Origin of the sequence: Mycobacterium sp. PS03-16, assembly GCF_004570325.1 — a bacterium.
Taxonomy (GTDB): domain Bacteria; phylum Actinomycetota; class Actinomycetes; order Mycobacteriales; family Mycobacteriaceae; genus Mycobacterium.
This window is the reverse complement of sequence record NZ_SPQO01000023.1, coordinates 1-18,886: the sequence shown is the minus strand read 5'-3', so window position 1 is coordinate 18,886 and position 18,886 is coordinate 1. Positions and strand designations below refer to the sequence as shown.

General features: G+C 67.8%; 18 protein-coding genes and 1 pseudogene. 7 read left to right on the top strand and 12 right to left on the bottom strand.

Annotated elements, in window-relative coordinates; translation table 11 throughout:
- Window positions 1-49 precede the first annotated feature (49 nt).
- The 6 genes from E4P42_RS27040 to E4P42_RS18510 all read right to left on the bottom strand — a co-directional run bounded on the left by E4P42_RS27040 (window position 50) and on the right by E4P42_RS18510 (window position 5,159).
- Window positions 50-193 carry a hypothetical protein gene (locus E4P42_RS27040; protein WP_167759541.1) on the bottom strand — a complete coding sequence of 48 codons (144 nt, stop codon included), beginning with the start codon at window positions 191-193 and terminating at the stop codon, window positions 50-52.
- Window positions 190-1,089, bottom strand: a complete 900-nt coding sequence (locus E4P42_RS18530) for an alpha/beta fold hydrolase (protein WP_135127541.1) — start codon at window positions 1,087-1,089, stop codon at window positions 190-192. The genes E4P42_RS27040 and E4P42_RS18530 overlap by 4 nt, the downstream gene beginning before the upstream one ends.
- Window positions 1,082-2,593, bottom strand: coding sequence for an NAD(P)/FAD-dependent oxidoreductase (locus E4P42_RS18525; RefSeq protein ID WP_135127540.1), 1,512 nt, complete (start codon window positions 2,591-2,593; stop codon window positions 1,082-1,084). The genes E4P42_RS18530 and E4P42_RS18525 overlap by 8 nt, the downstream gene beginning before the upstream one ends.
- Before the next feature lie 129 nt (window positions 2,594-2,722).
- A complete protein-coding gene (locus E4P42_RS18520) occupies window positions 2,723-2,905 on the bottom strand; it encodes a hypothetical protein (RefSeq protein ID WP_209305811.1) in 183 nt (60 codons plus the stop codon).
- A 20-nt stretch (window positions 2,906-2,925) separates the two neighbouring features.
- Window positions 2,926-4,305, bottom strand: a complete 1,380-nt coding sequence (locus tag E4P42_RS18515; protein ID WP_135127539.1) for an NAD(P)/FAD-dependent oxidoreductase — start codon at window positions 4,303-4,305, stop codon at window positions 2,926-2,928.
- Window positions 4,306-4,478: 173 nt separating this feature from the next.
- Window positions 4,479-5,159 (bottom strand): TetR/AcrR family transcriptional regulator, encoded by a 681-nt coding sequence (locus tag E4P42_RS18510; protein ID WP_135127538.1) that lies wholly within the window; start codon window positions 5,157-5,159, stop codon window positions 4,479-4,481.
- A 342-nt stretch (window positions 5,160-5,501) separates the two neighbouring features.
- On the opposite strand from E4P42_RS18510, the gene E4P42_RS27455 reads away from it, so the two are divergent.
- The 7 genes and pseudogenes from E4P42_RS27455 to E4P42_RS18475 form a co-directional block, all read left to right on the top strand.
- Window positions 5,502-5,711 (top strand): hypothetical protein, encoded by a 210-nt coding sequence (locus tag E4P42_RS27455; protein ID WP_245234095.1) that lies wholly within the window; start codon window positions 5,502-5,504, stop codon window positions 5,709-5,711.
- A 5-nt stretch (window positions 5,712-5,716) separates the two neighbouring features.
- Window positions 5,717-6,094, top strand: coding sequence for an acyl-CoA hydrolase (locus E4P42_RS18500; protein ID WP_135127592.1), 378 nt, complete (start codon window positions 5,717-5,719; stop codon window positions 6,092-6,094).
- Window positions 6,091-7,398: an FAD-binding oxidoreductase gene (locus E4P42_RS18495; RefSeq protein WP_135127537.1), complete on the top strand. Its 1,308-nt coding sequence runs from the start codon at window positions 6,091-6,093 to the stop codon at window positions 7,396-7,398. The genes E4P42_RS18500 and E4P42_RS18495 overlap by 4 nt, the downstream gene beginning before the upstream one ends.
- The gene (locus E4P42_RS18490; RefSeq protein ID WP_135127536.1) at window positions 7,398-8,399 is read left to right on the top strand and encodes a nitronate monooxygenase family protein; all 1,002 of its coding nucleotides are present in this window, start codon (window positions 7,398-7,400) and stop codon (window positions 8,397-8,399) included. The genes E4P42_RS18495 and E4P42_RS18490 overlap by 1 nt, the downstream gene beginning before the upstream one ends.
- 17 nt (window positions 8,400-8,416) lie before the next feature.
- The gene (locus E4P42_RS18485) at window positions 8,417-9,106 is read left to right on the top strand and encodes a transporter (protein ID WP_135127535.1); all 690 of its coding nucleotides are present in this window, start codon (window positions 8,417-8,419) and stop codon (window positions 9,104-9,106) included.
- Complete coding sequence (locus E4P42_RS18480; protein ID WP_135127534.1) at window positions 9,103-10,881, top strand: FAD-dependent oxidoreductase; 1,779 nt, start codon at window positions 9,103-9,105, stop codon at window positions 10,879-10,881. Before E4P42_RS18485 ends, E4P42_RS18480 begins: the two co-directional genes overlap by 4 nt.
- A gap of 9 nt (window positions 10,882-10,890) precedes the next feature.
- Window positions 10,891-11,444: pseudogene (locus E4P42_RS18475) on the top strand (integrase core domain-containing protein); the annotation flags it as partial.
- Window positions 11,445-11,724: 280 nt separating this feature from the next.
- On the opposite strand, the gene E4P42_RS18470 reads toward E4P42_RS18475, so the two are convergent.
- The 6 genes from E4P42_RS18470 to E4P42_RS18445 form a co-directional block, all read right to left on the bottom strand.
- Window positions 11,725-14,814, bottom strand: a complete 3,090-nt coding sequence (locus E4P42_RS18470) for a replicative DNA helicase (protein WP_167759540.1) — start codon at window positions 14,812-14,814, stop codon at window positions 11,725-11,727.
- Window positions 14,815-15,261: 447 nt separating this feature from the next.
- The gene (rplI, locus tag E4P42_RS18465) at window positions 15,262-15,720 is read right to left on the bottom strand and encodes a 50S ribosomal protein L9 (RefSeq protein WP_135127532.1); all 459 of its coding nucleotides are present in this window, start codon (window positions 15,718-15,720) and stop codon (window positions 15,262-15,264) included.
- A gap of 27 nt (window positions 15,721-15,747) precedes the next feature.
- A complete protein-coding gene (gene rpsR / locus E4P42_RS18460; RefSeq protein WP_135127531.1) occupies window positions 15,748-16,008 on the bottom strand; it encodes a 30S ribosomal protein S18 in 261 nt (86 codons plus the stop codon).
- A 34-nt stretch (window positions 16,009-16,042) separates the two neighbouring features.
- Entirely contained in the window at window positions 16,043-16,558 is a 516-nt protein-coding gene (locus tag E4P42_RS18455; protein WP_135127530.1) for a single-stranded DNA-binding protein, read from the bottom strand.
- 118 nt (window positions 16,559-16,676) lie between these two features.
- On the bottom strand, window positions 16,677-16,967 hold the full coding sequence (rpsF, locus tag E4P42_RS18450) for a 30S ribosomal protein S6 (protein ID WP_135127529.1): 291 nt from the start codon (window positions 16,965-16,967) through the stop codon (window positions 16,677-16,679).
- Window positions 16,968-17,181: 214 nt separating this feature from the next.
- Entirely contained in the window at window positions 17,182-18,795 is a 1,614-nt protein-coding gene (locus E4P42_RS18445; protein WP_135127591.1) for a glycosyltransferase family 87 protein, read from the bottom strand.
- Between the last annotated feature and the right edge of the window lie 91 nt (window positions 18,796-18,886).

The window sequence follows — 18,886 nt, the reverse complement described above, 5'->3', positions numbered from 1 at the left end:
CCGGTGCAGCACGAGGGCCCAGACCGGCCCGTGACAACCGACGCGCCGATCACGCCCAGAAGGACGTTCGCCAGGGCGCGAACACCGTCAGCGGCGCCGCCACGGCCACGACCATGAAGACGATCTGCGAGACTCCGAGGGGCCGCTGCAACTCGGTGCCGGTGGCGGCTGCCGGCCCGACCGTCGCCGTCATCGCACCACCGCTCGTTCGAGATGGCCGACGACGAGATCGGCGATGCGGAGCGCGAGCGCGTCCGGCAGGTGGTGGCCCATGCCGGGGATGACGATGTGCCGTGCCCCGGGGATAGCCGCCGCGGTGGCGTCGCCGCCGGACGGCGCGACGATGAGGTCCCGGTCGCCGTTGATGACGAGCGTGGGGGCCGCGATCCGCGAGATCTCCTCGGTGCGGTCGCCCGAGGCCTGAATCGCCTGGAGCTGGCGGGAAGTCCCGGCCACCGCGTCGCCGGCGGTGCGATCGAAGGTCGTCACGGCGTGCGCGGCCTCCTCCGCCTCGTCGATCGGGTACGCGGTGCCGGCCAAATGCGCGGTCATCCGCAGGTGCGCGCGGACCGCGCCCACCCGGTTGCGTGGCGGTGGCGCCGAGATCAGGACCCAGGTCGACGGTGCCGGCTGTCCCACCTTCGGGTCGCCCGTGGTCGAGTACAGCGAGGTGAGGGTGGTGACGAGGTGCGGGTACCGAGCGGCGACGGTCTGCGCGATCATTCCGCCCATCGACCGTCCCACGAGGTGCACCGGGCCGAGACCCAGGTGCTCGATCAGCTGCGCGGTGTCGGCGGCCATGTCGGCGAGCGTGTAGGAGTCCCGGCGCGGCCGGCCGAGCAGCTGGCGCAGCCTGTTCGGGGGCGGGGTCGTCGCGTAGGTCGACCGTCCGCAGTCACGGTTGTCCATCCGGATCACCTGGAAACCGGTCGCGACGAGCGCGGAGACGAACCGCTCGGACCAGGTGGTGAGGTCCTCGGCGAGGCCCGCGACCAGCAGGACCGGCGTGCCGTCGGCGGGGCCGTCGATGCGGAAGCAGACGCGGGTTCCGCAGGGGAGGGCGGCGAACCGGTCGAGGTCCTCAGGCATCGACCCGCTCCTTGGTGGACGCGCCGGCGGTCTGGTCGCGGGTGGAGCCGAACTGCAGGGCGTCGTCGAGCAAGGGGCCGCGCAGGATTCTCGCGTCCTGCTGGTACGACATCGACATCTGGAACATGCCCGTGCCCTGCTTCGGGATGACGTCGCGGGCGCGCTGGGCGTAGCCCGAGTCGAGGTCGAGGATCGGCCGGCGCTCCATCGTGGGATCGGCGTCGACCCGGACGCTGTCGTAGCTGAAGGCGTCCATGTGCTTGATCAGGTCGCAGAGGTAGCGGGCGACGATGCCGATCTTCAGCGTCCAGGCGGACGTGGTGTAGCCGATCGCGATGGACAGGTTGGGCAGCCCCGTGAGCAGGGTGCCGCGGTAGGCGACGGTGTCCGGGATGTGAACCGGTTCGCCGTCGACGTCGAAGTCGATCCCGCCGAGCAGGCGCATGTTCAGGCCGGTCGCCGTGACGATGAGGTCGGCGTCGAGGTGCTCGCCGGATTCGAGCGCGATCCCTGTCTCGGTGAACCGCTCGATCCGGTCGGTCACGACGGAGGCGCCGCCACCGCTCAGCGCCTCGAAGAAGTCCCCGTCGGGCGACAGGCACAGACGCTGATCCCACGGGTCGTACGGCGGGTTGAAGTGGGTGTCCACCGCGTAGCCCTTCGGCAACAGGGACCGGTTCTGCTTGCGGACCAGAGCACGCGCGATCCGCGGGAACGCGCGCATGAACTTCACCTGGCCGCGTTCGGCCCAGATGCTGGCGAACCGGGTGATGGCGTAGCCCCGCTTCTCGCCGAACCACTTGGTGAAGAGGAGCGCCGTGGAATCGACCTTTGGCCAGGCGACCACGTAGGTAGGGGTGCGCTGGAGCATCGTGACGTGCGCGGCGGCGCCCGCATGGTTCAGCATCGACGGGATCATCGTCACGGCGGTGGCGCCACTGCCGATCACGACGACCTTCTTTCCGGCGTAGTCGTAGCCCTCGGGCCAGTGCTGCGGGTGGATGATGTCGCCCTGGAAGTCCTCGCGGCCCTCGAAGTGCGGGGTGTAACCCTCGTCGTAGCGGTAGTAGCCGGTGCCGGCGAAGACCCAGTTCGTGTTGATGGTCCGGTCGCCGTCGGGGGTCCGGACGTCGAGGGTCCAGCGGGCGTCGGCGGACGACCAAGAGGCGTGCTCCACGGCGTGCTCGAACCGGATGAGCCGGCTCAGGTCGTACTCGTCGACCGTCTCCTGGAGGTAGTTCAGGATCTTCGGAGCCTCCGCGATCGCGTCGGGGTCCGTCCACGGCTTGAACTCGTAGCCATATGTGTGCAGGCCGTTGTCGGAGCGGATCCCGGGGTACTTGAACAGATCCCACGTGCCACCGATGTTCGCGCGTCCCTCGAGAATCACCACCCGCTTGCCGGGGAAGGCCTCCGTGATGTACTTCGCGGCGCCGATGCCGGCGATGCCCGCGCCGATGATGACGATGTCGAACTCGTCGGTCTGGTGGGTCGATGCGTTCATCGTGGGGCCTTCCGTGACGGGCGGAGCTGTGATGCTTCGACGATGCCTGTGCACTCCTGCTGTGAGCTACCGCGCAGTGCTCCGTGTTCTGTGACGGACCGGTGCACTGTGCACCACCCACTCCGATCGTCACGAGCGGGCGCGGACCAACCGGTAGCGGCCGCACAGGTAGGCCTTGTTGCGCGCCCACTCGACGAGCTCGAAGTCGAAGGCGCGCGGGAACAACAGCCCGTCCCGCCCCGACGGTGGCGGAAGCTGCGAGGGCGAATGTCCGTAGGCGAGGGCGAAGGTCCGAATGACCGCCTGGTCCACCGCCGCTTGACCGTTCTTGCTCAGTCCGCCGCGGCGATGCCGAGTTCGGTGAGAACGGCCTTCGCCGCCCGCTCGCCGGACGCCGTCGCGTCCGCGAGCGACGGCACGTCGAGCAGGAAGTCACCGGCGAGGTGGATCGGGCCGATCGGCTCGCGCAGCACCGGCAGTGACGCGCGCTTGTTCGGCGCCCAGAACGGGACGACGCGGTGGTGCTTGCGGACGATGGGAGTCCCGAGCTTGCCCTTCAGCTGCGGGTACAGCGCCACGAGGTCCCGGCTGAACCGCTCGGCGATCTCCTCGTCGGGTAGATCGAGCAGGGCGTCCGCCTTCGCCCCGCCTGCGAAGCACGCCAGTGCGCCGCCCGGCTTCCGCGGGCCCTTGCCGCGCTGCGCCGCGGCGTGGTTGAACACCGCCTGGAACTCGAGCAGGGGGGTCGACACGGCGAAGAAGTCGTCCCACGCCTGGCGTTCGCCGGCCTCCTCGGTGAAGAACCCGACGACGACGTAGCGGCCGTAGTCGATGTCGTCGTACGCGTCCCGGTATGACTGCGGGAGGCCCGGAAGGATCCGCGTGGCGACGTCGGCGGGCACGGTGACGACCGCGCGCTCGGCGCGAAGACGCACCGGGCCATTCGCGTCCTCGTACTCGATCACGACACCGTCGTCGTCCCATTCGACCGTGTTCACGGTGGCGCCCAGCCGGATCTTCTCGCCCAGGTCCTCGGCGAGGATGTCCGTCAGCGTCTGGTTGCCGCCGACGGGGAGCGAAAAGTTCGGTACCTTCTCCGGATCCGCGATGGCGATCCCCACGGAGTACACAAACTGCGTCGCGGCGGTCTCCTCCGGCTCGCAGCCCATCCACTGCGCCGCCCACGCCCGGACGACGGCGCGGGCGGCCGAAGACCGCACGCCGCGCACGAGCGAGGTACCGGGCTTGCGGTCGAGCGACGCGCGGACCCGGCGGCCGATCGCGCCGTCGGGGTTCAGGCCCAGCGCCACGGCCCCTGAGACGACCCGGGCGCCGACGACGGCCATGCCGATTCGATCGACGAAGGTCATGCCCCTGGAGAACATGAGCTGCACCGGATTGGACGTATCGATCACCTCGCCGTTCAGGCCGAGCGCGACCCCCTTGCCAGCGAGGCTGCCCCGCGCGACACCATGGCGGTCCAGAGCCTCGATGAGCGGGCCCGTGCCCTCGGTGAACTGCGTTCCGACGTTGATCCAGTAGTCGCCCTGGCGGACCGTCTCGACCCGCCCGCCGGCGCGGTCGGCGGCCTCGAGGACGAAGATGTCGTCGACCTGTGCGGACAGCGTGGTCGCAGCCATGAGGCCGGACATGCCCGCGCCGATCACTGCGACGCGGGTGGTCTCCTCGCGGACGGTTTTCGGTGCGGTCATCGCTTTCTCATTTCATCGGTGGTTCCGGCTTCGCCGTTTGACGTGCACCTCCCGATTCTAGTCATGCGACTTATTCATATGACCATGAATGACCGAGCCGCTCCTTCCCGAGGCGTCGCAGACCCCCGGACACCCGGGGAAATCGGGAGTCGGCGAACGGCCCTTTGCTGCGCTCACGCCAGCTCGACCCAGGACAGCAGCGCCCCCACTGACCTCGCCGAATGCGCGTCATGCGCGCCAGGCCCGGCGCCTGGATCGGCGTCCAGATTCGCGTCCATCCACGCGTCCAGCGCGCGGACGGTGAGGTCCATGTGGGCGGGTGCGGCGTCACGGTCCGCGAACACCAGCCAGTTCATGGCGAAGCCGTCCGAGAGCACCGTGACCATGTACGCCAGCTCGTCGATCGCCCGCTGAGCGAGCGACTGCCCGGCCGCAGCTGCGTCGGCCTCCAGGATCGTGCGCAGCGCGGAGTTCGCCTCGGTGTACACCATCACCGCCTGCTCGCTGGCCTGCCGCCGCGCCCAGCTGATCAGCTCGATGATCGCGCGGCCGAGGTCCTCGTTCGCGACGTACCACTCCATCACCCCCCGCATCAGCGAGCGCGCGGTCTCCTTCACGTCGCCATGACAATCGTTGCGCGCCAGAACTTCCCGATACTGGCCCGCGACGAATCGGAAGACCTCCGCGAACAACTCCTCCTTCGAGGAGAAGCAGTAGTGCAGCGTGGCGAGCGGCGCGTCCGCCGCGTCCGCGATTCGGCGGGTCGTTGCGCCGTCGACCCCGCGGATCGCGATCACGCGCACTGCGGCGTCCACAAGCTCGGAACGCCGCTCGGCGGCGGGAATACGGGTCATTCGAGCCTCCATGCAGTGGGAACACGGCGCTCCAGCCGCAATCATCGGCGACACTACACCGATTCGGGGACAAGCCGGTCAGGTGTCTCGGTCAGCCTCCACTAGGGTTTTCGCCCCTTGACCGTGACACGGAGCACTGCCACTCTCATTTCATAGTCATTTGACCCAGACAATCGAACATCTAGAGAGCGGCAGCACACATGAGCACACCCACACCTCGATCGTCACGTCGGAGGGTGAGTACGAGGCCGACGCCATCGTGCTTGCCATCGGCTTCGATGCGTTCACCGGGCCCTTGTATGGCCTCGGCCTTCGTGGCGAGGACGGGGTCGGCTGCGGGACGTGTGGAACGAGGGCACCCGGACCTACCTCGGCGTCATGACCGCCGGCTTCCCGAACTTCTTCATGGTCGCCGGACCCCAGAGTCCCGCGCTGGCGAGCAACGTGGTGATGTCCATCGAGCAGTCGGTCGACTGGATCGCCGACATCATCGACCACGCGCGGGAGACCGGCGCGCAGCGCGTCGGCCGCATCGACCAGGAGATCGAGTGATCACTATGAACGACACCGTCATCCACAGGCGTTACGTCGCCTTCTCCGACGCGCACTACGCAGGCAACCTCGTCGACGGGGCGTACGCACTCAAGCTGTTCGGCGACGTGGGAACAAACCTGTCGATCGAAGTGGACGGTCACGAAGGCCTGTTCGCCGGGTACTCCTCGGTGGAGTTCCTCGCCCCGATCCGCGGCAGCGACATCGTGGAAGCCCAGGCCGTACTCATTAAGAAGGGCACCCGCAGCCGGACCATCGACTTCGAGCTGCGTGTCGTGTGCCGCGCCGCCGACGACACCGGACACTCCCTAGTACTTGATCCCCCCATCGTCGCCGTTCGTGCACGCGGTACCGGAGTTCTCCCGAAGGAGGCACTGCAGTGAAGGTGCTGTACGACACCGGCTGGGCCGCGCCCCCGTCCGTCACCGAGCCGCAGCTGGCCGGCGACGTTCGGTGCGACGTCGTTGTGATCGGCGGCGGTGGAGGTGGCATGGCCGCCGCGATCCGCCTGGCGGAGAAGGGCGCCGACGTCATACTCCTGGAGGCCCGGACCCTGGGCGCGGGCGCGAGCGGCCGCAACGCGGGCTACATCACTAACTCGATCGCCGCCGATCCGGAGATGATCGATCTCCTTGTGAAACCGGACCGCCTGCGTTCGCTGTACCGGTACGCGGAGAACGCGGTGCACTTCGCCGAGGAGGCCATCGACAAGCACGCCATCGACTGCGGGCACGTCAAGACCGGCATCGTGATGGCCGCCGTGACCCACGGCCAGCTGCGTCGCGCCCGTCGGATCGCGAAGGTGCTGCAGAAGAACGGGGCGGCGGCCGAGTTCGTCGGCGGCCGCGAGGCCGGGCTTCCCGAGGGGTTCCTCGGCGGGGTGCGCGAACGGGTGGGCGGCACGCTCAACCCCGGCGACTTCGTTCTCGGCCTCCGCCGCGCCACGATCGCCGCCGGGGTTCGCGTGTACGAGTACACGCCCGCCCGGGACGTCACGGACGCCGGGGACGGCGTCACCGTCGACACGCCCGGCGGCACCGTCCACGCAAAGCGTGCACTCCTGATGACCAATGCCGACAACGGTGCGTTCTCGATCGCCCCGAAGAACCTCGCGACCCCCACGTACACGTGCCTGCTGGAGACCGAGCCGATCGCGCCGGAACGTCTCGACGCGATCGGCTGGACCAGCCGCGCGCCGATGGTGTCGCTGCACATGATCCTCGAGAACCACCGGGTGACGCCGCGCGGCACGATCGTCTTCGGCACGCGCCGGGTCGAGGCCGGACGCAACCCACTGCCTGAGCGCGCCCCCTCGCCCGCTGTCGCCGAGGATCTGGTCCGCGGCTTCCGCGAGCGGTTCCCCGGTCTGCGCGATGTCGGATTCCAGAACGTGTGGGGCGGCTGGATCTCCATGAGCGGAACGTGGATGCCCGCGGCCGGCGAGGCCTCGGACAACGTCTTGTACTCCCAGGCCTGCAACGGTCACGGCTTCGCCCAGGCCCAGTACGTCGGCCACCTCCTGGCCGATCATGTCGGCGGCGCGCCCCGCCACGCGGACCTCGAGGCGATCTGGCACGGCCGTAAGCGCTTCTGGCCCAGCGTGGTCAGCGGCCCCGCACTGTATGCCGGGTGGCTCGCCGACCGCGCCTTCGACCGCGTCTCCGCACTCACAGATCGGACCCGCTGATGTTCACCACCCGCTTCACCGAGACCTTCGGCGTCGAGCACCCCCTCGTCTGCGGCGGCATGACCGCCGTCGGGACGGCCGATCTAATCGGCGCCGTCGCCGAAGCAGGAGCGCTCGGATTCCTCACCGCGCTGACCCAGCCAACCCCCGACGCCCTCAGCGCGGAGATCGCCCGCTGCCGCGAACTCACCGACAAGCCCTTCGGCGTGAACCTGACGATCCTGCCCACCATCGATCCAGTGCCCTACGACGAGTACCGCGACGCAATCATCGACGCCGGCATCGGCATCGTCGAGACCGCCGGAGGGAACCCCGCCCCGCACCTGCCGGCCTTCCACGCGGCCGGGGTCAAGGTGATTCACAAGGCGGTGAGCGTGCGGCACGCCCTCAAGGCCGAGCAACTGGGGGTCGACGCCGTCAGCATCGACGGCTTCGAGTGCGCCGGACACCCCGGCGACGACGACATCCCCGGCCTCGTGCTGATCCCCGCCGCCGCGAAAGCGCTGAGCATCCCGGTCATCGCCAGCGGCGGCATCGCGACCGGCGCCGGCCTCGTCGCCGCCTTGGCGCTGGGCGCCGACGCGGTGAATATGGGCACCCGGTTCATGGCGACCACGGAGGCGCCGATCCACCCGAACGTCAAGCAGCAGATCGTCTCGAACAGCGAACTCGACACACAGATCGTGTTCCGCGAGTTCCGGAACACCGCCCGTGCGGCGCGCAACTCGGTCTCCACCGAGATCGCCGAGATCTCGGCCCGGCCCGGTGCGGCGTTCGCGGACATCGCGCACCTCGCCAGCGGCGCTCGCGCCCGCAAGAACGTCTACCTCGACGGCGACGTCGAGGACGGCATGTGGTGGGCCAGCCAAGCCCAGGGGCTCATCGACGACGTCGCGGACTGCGCCACCGTCGTCCACCAGATCGTCGCCGACGCGCGAGCCATCGTCTCCGACCGGCTGCCCGGACTCCTGGAACCCCGGACCGCCCTCACCTCCCGATAACCCCAAGGAGAGTCACCATGATCGAGATCCTGTTCATGATCGCCGTCGTCTGGGCGATCGTCGTCGGCTACACGTACGGCATCAAGTTCATCCGCGGACATCACAACTACCTCCTCGGACTCGAATGGATCATCGTCGCGACGTCCTGCACCAACTTCATGGTGTTCGCCGCGATCAAGGCCGGACATGACAGCCCGATGTACACCGCCGCAGCGTTCCTCGACGCGTTCTCGCGATCCTTCGGCATTACGCTCGTCCTCGTCCTCGGCCTGATGCAGGTCACACACCGCTACAAGCCGTCACTCGCCGTCGAGATCGGCGCCTTCGCGCTCGCCGCCGTCGGCGGATTCGTCTTCCTCGGCTACCAGGAGTCGTCGTTCAAGCTCGCCGCGGAAACCTTCCTGCTCGTCGCCAACCTGCTCACCAGCTGCTTCCTTGCCTACTTCTGCAAACGACTCTGGGACATCGGTGAGCACAGCCACGCAATCTGGTCCGGGGTGGCGACGATGTTCGCCTCATTCATCGCGATCACGTACGACTTCTTCCCGATCCCCGAGGAAGACATGCTGGACCGCCCACTCTTCTACACCCTCGCTCTCGCCGCGTGGGGCCTGCAGATGTTCACCTACTACCGCGCCTACACAGCCTTCGACGCCTACAACAAGCGCGCGGACGCACAGGTGACCACCGCGCCTGCGACGGCATGAACGCCGTCCACATCCTCGTCTCGGCGCCCGAGTTCGACGACTTCGGCGGTTGGACGCTGGATTCGCAGTTCGAGTCGGCGATGGGTTCACCCTATCTGCTCGCGCACGGCCTGGGCACTCCGGTCGCCGACGCCACCACCACGATCGACGTCGAGCAGGGCGGCCGCTACCGCGTGTGGGTGCGAGCCAAGGACTGGGTTCCCGAGCATCATCCGGGGCGGTTCACTGTCGCGATCGACGGTCAACCGCTCCCGGTGGAATTCGGTGCGGACGGACTCGATTGGCACTGGCAGGATGCAGGCATCGTCGACCTCACCCACGGGCCTGCGGTCATCACGCTGAGCGATCTGACCGGCTTCGACGGCCGATGTGACGCGATCTACCTCACCACCACTGACGACGTCCCACCGGAGGGGGGAGGTCCGGAGGCCCGTGCCTGGCGCCGCCGTCTACGTGGCCTTCCCGATGTTCCGGTGGACGCCGGATCCTTCGACGTCGTCATCGCCGGCGGGGGCGTGACTGGGTCCGCCGCGGCACTCGCCGCGGGCAGGCTCGGTCTGGTAGTCGCCCTGGTGCAGAACCGCCCGGTGTTGGGTGGGAACGCCAGCGTCGAGATCGGGATCACCCCGCGTGGGGTGACGGGCCCGCTGGTCAAGGAGTTGGCGTCGCGGTCGGGGGACGGTGACCTGCACGCGTTGCACATCCTCGAGGCGGAGCCGACGGTGACCGTTTTTCTGGAGCACCAGGTGTACGACGCGGTGCTCGACGGTGACCGGATCGTCTCGATGGATGCCCGGGACGCGCGGACAGGCCGTGAGATTCGGCTGCGCGCATCGATGTTCATCGACTGCACCGGCACCGCGATTCTCGGCCTGCTCGTCGGCGCAGCCACCATGTTCGGTCAGGAGAGCCGCGCGGAATTCGGCGAGCCGCTTGCGCCGGAGGAGCGCGTCGAGACGCACCACGGGAACACCGTGTTCTTCCGGACCCGGGAGAGCGACCGCCCCACGCCCTTCCCCGACGTTCCCTGGGCCGTGGAGGTGGCGAAGGACTACGCGAACCTCGGCGGCCAACTGCAACGGCCCGGCTCGGACAACGGTCCGGGCCCCGTCGCCGGCACCGCGCGGAACCCCGACCCCGCGATCCGGCGACGGATGCTCTTTCCTGCCAGCCACTTCTGGGAGTACGGCCAGGACCTGGATCCCTACACCGAGGCCGAGCGGATCCGGGACCACCTGCTCCGCGCGATCTACGGCACCTTCTCCAACGTCAAGGTCCTCGAACCCGAGACCTACGCGAACCTCGCCCTCGATTGGGTGGCCCACGTCCCGGCGCAGGGCGAGTTCCGCAGGTACCGCGGTGATCTGGTACTCACCGAGAACGACATCCGCAAGCATCGATCGTTCCCCGACGCTGTTGCCATGAACGCGGGCGCGTTCTGCCTTCACTACCCGGGACACGAGACGTACGACTTCCGCCTCAAGGACTGGAAGTGGGACGAGCGCGATCACGAGCCGTTCGAAGTGCCATTCCGGTGCCTATACTCCGCCGATGTCGCGAATCTGATGATGGCGGGCAAGCACATCAGCGTCACCCACGTGGCTGGATCGGTCACCAAGTTCATGGGCAACGGCGCACAGCACGCGATCGCTACGGCCGCGGCCGCCAAGGTCTGTCTGACGCACGGAACCACCCCGCGAGGGGTCTACGAGAACCACCTCGACGAACTCCAGCGGACCATCGCGCCGATCATCCACGCCGACCAGCACGCCTGACCATCGAATCGAAAGAGCTCCACCGGGATCGGTGTCGCGGTGGGTGCGATGTCGCCGATTCGTCCGAACGTGATCTGGGCGATGGATTTCAGTTCGACACCACCGGCGACGGCCGCACCCTCAAGATGCTCAACGTGATCGACGAGTTCACCCGCGAAGCCTTGGCCATCGAGGTGGATCGGTCCATCGATGCCGACGGCGTTGTCGAGGTGTTGGATCGACTGGCCCTCATGCACGGGGCGCCGCACTACGTGCTTTTCGACAACGGGCCTGAGTTCGTGGCTCATGCCGTGAGCGATTGGTGCCGATTCGACAGTGCCGGTTCGCTTTTCATCGATCCCGGCTCGCCCTGGCAGAACGCATGGATCGAGTCGTTCAACGGCCGCCTGCGGGATGAACTGCTCAACGCGTGGCGCTTCGATTCGCTGCTGGAGGCCAGGGTGATCATCGAGGACTGGCGAGCCGATTACAACGCCAACCGGCCCCACTCCGCCCATGGCGAACTCACCCCGTCAGAGTTTGCCCTACAGTGCACCACGACCCATCGACTGACAGTCGCATAGCGACTGGACCACCAATCGGGTCCCCCTCGAACTCAGACGGGTCCTGGCTGGCCGTCCTGTAGTGGTTTGGCTAGCATTGATGTCCTAGCGCTCAGCTTCTTACGCGTTAATCGGTGGCGCCGGCCTCTAGCATGCCGGCCGCTCTACCCCCGGCTCATGCGCAACTGCGCGTCGAGCGAATCTGGTACGCATCAAGAATCCCACTTTCATGTCCATATGGACATCGAGTGGACATTTGATATGGGATAAGGACATAAAACTCGGGAAGCCACAGGCCACCCTACGACTGCGCCATATTCGCGAACCTCGACAAGTGCAGCTGATGCGCCAGCGTGATCGTCTTCGTCGGACCGTTTCGGTGCTTACCCAGAATCAAATCCGCTTCCCCACCCCGGGGGTCGTCTCGGTCGAAAGCATCCGGGCGGTGCAGCAACAGCACCATGTCGGCATCTTGTTCCAGCGAGTTGTGAAGTGAAATCCCCTGCGCAACAAAGTTGTGCGTGCCGTCGACGGTTCCGTCGTAGACATCCTGCTCACCGATGCTGGTGATTTCCACGATCTCGTCCCAGAACACGTCGTTGGTCGCCAACATCGTGATGTGCTCGTCGGCAAGCACTTCCGCTACCCGGGCCAGCCGTGACCGGCTCGGCGAGTGCTTCCACATCGTCGACCCGCAGAACCGCGAACCCATCGCCGCCGCGAACTCCCGGTGCGTCATCTGCCTTGCCGCCAACAGGTCTCGCACCTGGTCCCACACCGCCTGGGGCACTGTGTCGGAGTTCGGGTTCCGCACCACGCTCGTCAGATTCCCGAGCACCTGCCGCGCCGAGACCCCGCGCTCACCGTGCACCCCTACATCGTGGAGGAACTTCGCCTGGTTCTCCGCCCCGTAGATGTACAGATGCCAGCACTCGCGGTAGTTGGCCTTGATCACGCGCTTGATTCGCGCGAACACCCCTACCCGCAGCAGCAGTTGGGCGACATCGTCGACCAGCCGTCGGCTCGTCGAGGCGTAGTACACCCGGCCCTGACCGGCCTTCGCGTCCCACCGCACCGAGCCGTCCGTCGCCCACAGGTGCCGGAGGAACAGTGCGATCTGGTCGGTCGGCAGCGCGAAAACCCGCTCGGGGACGAACTTCTCGTAACTACGCAGCCCGAACAGTCCGAGCTCGTCCAGCCACGCCGCGATCGGGTTGCGCTTACCGTGCGTCAGCCGGTACGGCGCCGGCAGCCGCAGCGTCGTCACCCGCGCCGCGGCGTACTCGTCGCGCACCGCCGTCACACCGAAGTGCTGCGCCGCGGCGGTGACCGCGGCGAGGTTCTGCTCGTCGATGCTGGCGTACCGTATCGGCTGCCGCTTCACACACGACCCGTCACCGATCATGTGCGCCAGCAGGACGACCTCCTCATCGGCCATCCGCTTCGTCTGAACCGGCTCGGGCACCTGGCGCGGCGCCGCCACCCGGTCACCGATCTTCAACTGGTCCAGTGCGATCCACCCGTCGAGCGTCATGAACGGGTGATTGCCCGTCGCCTTGACGGTCCGCCCGGATGCCAGCCGGACACTGAACACCTCTTTGTGACCGCTGGAGAACACGTTGGTCATCGGCCGCGCCACCATACGCATCCGCTGATCCAGCGACCACACCAGCGGCCGCTCACCGCTGGCCACCAGTTCCCCGAGCGTCACCTCGGCACCGTTGTCCGCCCGCAGGATCCGCGTATCGGCCGTCAGACAGCCCGACTCACGAAGGTCCGACACCATCGGCTTCTTATCGGTGCGCTGCTCGGGTCCACGGTTCAGCTGGCTGATCGCGATCACCGGCACGTCGAGCTCTTTGGCCATCAGCTTCAGGCTTCGCGAGAAGTCCGAGACTTCCTGCTGGCGCGACTCGTACTTCTTGCCCGACGTCATCAGCTGCATGTAGTCGACCACGATCATCCGCAGCCCGACCTTCTGGCTGAGCCGCCGCGCCTTCGCCCGGATCTCCATCATGGTCAGGTTCGGCGAATCGTCGATGTAGAGCGGCGCCTCGCTGATTTCACTCATCCGGCGGGCGAGCTTGGTCCAGTCGTCGTCCGTCATCCGGCCCGACCGCATGTCGGCGAGCTTGATCTTCGCCTCCGCCGACAGCAGGCGCATCACGATCTCGGACTTGCTCATCTCGAGCGAGAAGATGACGCTGGGCAGCCGGTGCTTGATCGAGCACGACCGCATGAAATCCAGGCCCAGCGTGGAGTTGTGCGTCGGCACCATGCCCGGCCCGGCCAGATACAGATGCTCGGGATTATCGACCTCCACGCACCGCACGGGGACGGTCTGCAGCCGCCGGACCGCCTCAATGTGCACTGCGGCCGCCAGCAGCGCGGTGCCCCGGCCGCCCGCGAACCGGCCCAGCGAGCCCGCCGCCGCGATGCTGTCCAGCCCAGACCGTAGCTGCGCCGTCGTGCGCACCCCCGACGCCGTCGGCCACTGGTGGGCGGCGTCGGCGACGATCACCGTGCCGTCGGAGAACTCCACCTCGAAACACGGGCGGCCCAGCATCACGTCGGTGGCGGCGACGACCGTCGTCGGCTCACCGTCCGCGCCGAGCAGCCGGTCCCCCACCGCGACATCACCCATGGTGGTCCAGCCGGCCGGTGTCGGCAGCGGGGTGTCGAGCGCCAGCGCCTTCCCGACACCGGGACGCGCGGCGACGATGATCATCTGCCCGGCATGCAGACCGTTGGTCACCTCGTCGAGTTCGGTGAACCCCGTCGGCACACCGCGCGCGATCCCGCCCTGTGAGGCAATCGCGTCGATCTCGTCCATGGTGGGCTGCAGGATCTCCTCCAGCACCACGAAGTCCTCGGCCGCCCGCCGCTCGGTGACGTCGTAGATCTCCGCCTGGGCGCGGTCCACCACATCGGCCACGTCGGCGCCCTCGGCACCCGCGTAGCCGTACTGCACGACGCGGGTGCCCGCCTCCACCAGCCGGCGCAGCAGCGCCTTCTCGGCGACGATGCCGGCGTAGAACCCGGCGTTGGCCGCGGTCGGCACCGTGGAGATCAGCGTGTGCAGATACGGCGCCCCGCCGATGCGCCGCAGCAGCCCGCGCCGATCCAGTTCGGCGGCCACGGTGACGGCGTCGGCCGGCTCCCCGCGTCCGTACAGATCGAGGATCGCGTCGTAGACGTTCTGGTGGGCGGGCCGGTAGAAGTCACCCGGGCGCAACCGCTCGAGCACGTCGGCGATGGCGTCCTTGCTCAGCAGCATGCCGCCCAGCACGGCCTGCTCCGCGGCGGCGTCATGGGGTGGCTGCCGACCGAACTCCTCACTGGGAGGCGGGGCATCCATATCCGGATGACCAAGGTCGTCCACGACAGCCACGGCTCCCCCTGTCTCTCGAACGTGCGTTCGTTTTCGGCTGATCGCGACTCTAGGTCAGGACGCCGACAACGCCGTGCGACGGCTCACGCTAGAGCGTTGCTGGAGGGGGCGCAACGCGGGCTTGTTGATAAGCCTGTGGACGGCGTGTGGATAGCTCTGGACACCCATGTTGAGGCGTTGGGGAGAACCTGTGGATGATTGTTCGTTCTGCGGATATATCCGCAGATACACGCACTACAACACCGGTGGATACCTGTTGATGGGAACTCGCCCGGCGTGTCGTCGTTGGTTGCCGTGTCGGGCGTGTTGTGTAGCGGGTACGCACCGGCCAGGTTAACAGCAAGTGTTGTTCGCTACGGCCGGCGCGCTCCGACGAGTTCGCCAGCCATACAGCAACGCCCGGGTGGGAACCAAAGCGGTTCCCACCCGGGCGTATTGACGCTTGCGTCAGCTTTCGGCGACGACGTCCAGCGCGACCTGCGCCTCGACGCTGGGGTGCAGCCGCACCGTGACCGAGTGCGAGCCCAGACTCCGGATGTGGGTCTTGGGCAGCACGACGGTGCGCTTGTCGAGGTTGGGGCCGCCGGCCTTCTTGATCGCGGCGACGACGTCGCCGGCGGTCACCGAACCGAACAGCTTGCCGGTCTCGGCCGAGGCGTTCACCGGCAGCGCGACGGACTCGAGGCCCTCGATCGCCGTCTTGATCTCCTTGGCGTGCTCGAGGTCGCGCACGGTCTTGACCTCGCGGGCCCGCCGGATCTCCTCGGCCTGGCGCTGCGCACCGCGGTTGGCGACGATCGCCAGCCCGCGCGGCAGCAGGTAGTTGCGGCCGTAGCCGTCCTTGACTTCCACGGTGTCCCCGGGCACGCCCAGGTGGTCCACGTCAGCGGTCAGAATCAGTTTCATCTCGTTGCTCTCCCGTATCCCGTGTGACTACCGCGTCGAGGAGCTGAACGGCAGCAGGGCCACCTCGCGGGCGTTCTTCACCGCGATGGCGACGTCCCGCTGGTGCTGCACGCAGTTACCGGTGACCCGACGGGCACGGATCTTGCCGCGCTCGCTGATGTAGGTCCGCAGCAGCGCGGTGTCCTTGTAATCGATGTCCTGCCCCTTGCCCTTCTTGGAGCAGAACACACACTTGCGGGTCTTGACCGGCTTCTCCGGGGCCGGCCGCCGCTTGTTGGTCTTGGCCATGTCGCTATCTCTTTCTCACTGCTTCAAAGGTTGATCAGAAGGGAGGCTCGTCGTCGGCGCCGCTGAACGAACCCGACGCGGGCGCGCTGCCCCACGGGTCCTCCGCGGGCGCCGACTGGCCGCCGCCACCGCCGCTGCGGGCACCACCGCCGCCACCGCCGAATCCGCCGCCACCGCCGCCGCTGCGGCTGGCCTTGTTGACCTTGGCCGTGGCGTAGCGCAGGGACGGGCCGATCTCGTCGACCTCGACCTCGACGACGGTGCGCTTCTCACCTTCGCGGGTCTCGAACGACCGCTGCTTGAGCCGGCCGGTCACGATCACGCGCGACCCGCGGGTCAGGCTCTCGGCCACGTTCTCCGCGGCCTCGCGCCAGATGTTGCAGCGCAGGAACAGCGCCTCGCCGTCTTTCCACTCACCGCTCTGGCGGTCGTAGATGCGCGGGGTCGACGCCACGGTGAAGTTGGCGACGGCCGCACCCGACGGGGTGAAACGCAGTTCCGGGTCGGCGGTCAGATTTCCGACGACGGTGATGGTGGTGTCACCAGCCACGAGGTCCTCCTGGATGTGTTCAGCTCTTCGCGCACGCGCTCAGCGCTGGCGGTGGTGTTCGAGCACTAGTCGCAGGCGAGCCTACGGAAGTGCTACGACGTGCACACCCGTTCGGTGACTAGTGCTTGTCGGTCCGCATGACCTTGGTGCGCAGCACCGACTCGTTCAGGCTGAGCTGACGGTCGAGCTCGGACACCGTGGCCGGGGCGGCCTTGACGTCGATGACGGCGTAGATGCCCTCACCGTGCTTGGCGATCTCGTAGGCCAGCCGGCGGCGGCCCCAGATGTCGACCTTGTCGACGCTGCCGCCGTCCTTGCGGATGACGTTGAGGAACGTCTCCAGCGAGGGAGCTACGGTGCGCTCATCAAGTGTGGGGTCGAGAATGACCATGATTTCGTACGGACGCATGAGAAACCCATCACCTCCTATGGTCGTGTCGGCCACGGTCGATCCGTGGCAGGAGGGTCGCCTGCGTCGGCAACCGGCCCAGGCTACATGAAAGCGGGCTGAGCTGCGAAATCGCGCCGCGCAATCACTCGGCGAGCAGACGCGAAGTGGAACCGAATCGGCGACAAGACGGGCGCTTTTGTGTCTGCTCGCGCGGAAACGGGACCCGGCCCGCTCACCGGCTGTCGGCGAACTCCGGCTCGGCCGGCGGCGCGGCATCGACCCGCACCCGCTGCCCGGCCGGGCGTAGCCAGTCCGGCAGCCACCGCGGCGGATCGTCGGGCGCCCGGTCGAACACGCCACCCGCCGGATCGTCGATGCGGCCGCCGTACCGGACCAGATCCAGCTCCGGCCGGTAGATCTGCCGAATCACCAACGCGCACAAGCCAATCACCGCGAGATCCCGCAGCAGCACCGTCGCGGTGAACCACTGCTCCGGCAGGCCCTTGTTCGATTCGCCGAACAGGTACAGCATCCGCGGCACCCAGACCAGCGCGTCGACGGTCATCCACGCCAACAGGATCCGCCGGTGCGGCAGCGCCAGCACCGCCAGCGGCACCAGCCACAGCGAGAACTGCGGACTCCACACCTTGTTCGTCAGCAGGAACGCGGCCACCACCAGGAATGCCAACTGCGCCACCCGCGGACGCTGGCGCGCCGTCAGCGCGATCACCCCGATCGCGATGCAGCACGACGCGAACAGCAGCGCGGTCACCGCGTTCAGGATCGTCGGCGGCTCCCAGAACCCGAGATCGGTGTCGAACCCTTGCCACCCGGTGAAGGATTTGACCACGTTGTAGATCGAATCCATGTCGTCGCCGCGACGGGTGTTGAGGCGGAAGAACTCCGACCATCCGCGGGGGAACAGCACCATGATCGGCAGGTTCACCACCAGCCACGCCACCACGGCGGCGCCGGCCGTCTGGCCCACCTCCCGCAGCCGCCCGGTGCGCACCCCGAGCAGCACCAGCGGCACGAGCAGCAGCAGCGGGAAGAGTTTCGCCGCCACACCCAGGCCGATCAGCGCGCCGGCCAGCACGGGTCTTCGCCGCGCCCACGCCAGCATCGCCCCCACCGCGAACGCCGTCGCCAGCGCGTCGAAGTTGGTGAAGATCTGGAAGATCAGCAGCGGTGAGGCCGCCACCAGCGCGGCGTCCCACACGCGTCGGACCGCCAGCATCGCCGTCGCCCACACCGTCGCCAGCCACGCCAGCGCCAGCCCGAACGCCGCGATGTTGAAGAACATCACCACCTCGGCGATCACCGGCACCGACACCATCCGCGTCACCGCCGAGTACGTCTTGGCCAGCGTCATCGACACGTACTGATACAGCCCGGTGAGCACCGGATACTCCATGTAGCGCACGGCGACGGTGCCGTCGTGCTGAATGCGCGGGTCGCCGTTGGCGTCGGCCTCGATCCAGCTCGACTTGTAAGGGAACTTGCCCTGGTTGAGCAGTTCGGCGGTGTAGAGCGGGACAGTGTCGGAGTAGCAGAGCGAGTAGTAGGCCCGGTTGTTCTCCCAGTTCGCCACCCGCTGGTCGGCGGACCCGGTGCCGGTCGACTGCAGACACGCCGCCTTGGTGCTGTAGCCGAGCGCGAGGAACACGACCGCGATCAGCAGCATCACCCGCAGCGGCGTCATGAACCGCTGCCGGCCGATCAGCGCATGCCGGCCGACCGGACCCCCGATGGTGTCGGTCAGCGCGGCGCCGATCGGGTCGGTGCGGCTGGGCAGGTCGCGGCCGTCCGCACTGCGCCGGTCCGGCGCCAACGGCGCCGGCGACACCCACCCCGGCGCGGCCGAATCGGCGCGCGCCGGATCAGCGCTCTGCGTCACGGAGGCGGCGGCGGCACACCGGGCGGCAGGGGCGCACCCG

Coding starts and splice junctions, on each gene's coding strand:
- E4P42_RS18525 (WP_135127540.1), bottom strand. CDS start 2,593: ATGAACGCATCGACCCACCAGACCGACGAGTTCGACATCGTCATCATC.
- rpsF (WP_135127529.1), bottom strand. CDS start 16,967: ATGCGTCCGTACGAAATCATGGTCATTCTCGACCCCACACTTGATGAG.
- rplI (WP_135127532.1), bottom strand. CDS start 15,720: ATGAAACTGATTCTGACCGCTGACGTGGACCACCTGGGCGTGCCCGGG.
- E4P42_RS18485 (WP_135127535.1), top strand. CDS start 8,417: ATGATCGAGATCCTGTTCATGATCGCCGTCGTCTGGGCGATCGTCGTC.
- E4P42_RS18480 (WP_135127534.1), top strand. CDS start 9,103: ATGAACGCCGTCCACATCCTCGTCTCGGCGCCCGAGTTCGACGACTTC.
- E4P42_RS18530 (WP_135127541.1), bottom strand. CDS start 1,089: ATGCCTGAGGACCTCGACCGGTTCGCCGCCCTCCCCTGCGGAACCCGC.
- E4P42_RS27040 (WP_167759541.1), bottom strand. CDS start 193: ATGACGGCGACGGTCGGGCCGGCAGCCGCCACCGGCACCGAGTTGCAG.
- E4P42_RS18510 (WP_135127538.1), bottom strand. CDS start 5,159: ATGACCCGTATTCCCGCCGCCGAGCGGCGTTCCGAGCTTGTGGACGCC.
- E4P42_RS18515 (WP_135127539.1), bottom strand. CDS start 4,305: ATGACCGCACCGAAAACCGTCCGCGAGGAGACCACCCGCGTCGCAGTG.
- E4P42_RS18490 (WP_135127536.1), top strand. CDS start 7,398: ATGTTCACCACCCGCTTCACCGAGACCTTCGGCGTCGAGCACCCCCTC.
- rpsR (WP_135127531.1), bottom strand. CDS start 16,008: ATGGCCAAGACCAACAAGCGGCGGCCGGCCCCGGAGAAGCCGGTCAAG.
- E4P42_RS18500 (WP_135127592.1), top strand. CDS start 5,717: ATGAACGACACCGTCATCCACAGGCGTTACGTCGCCTTCTCCGACGCG.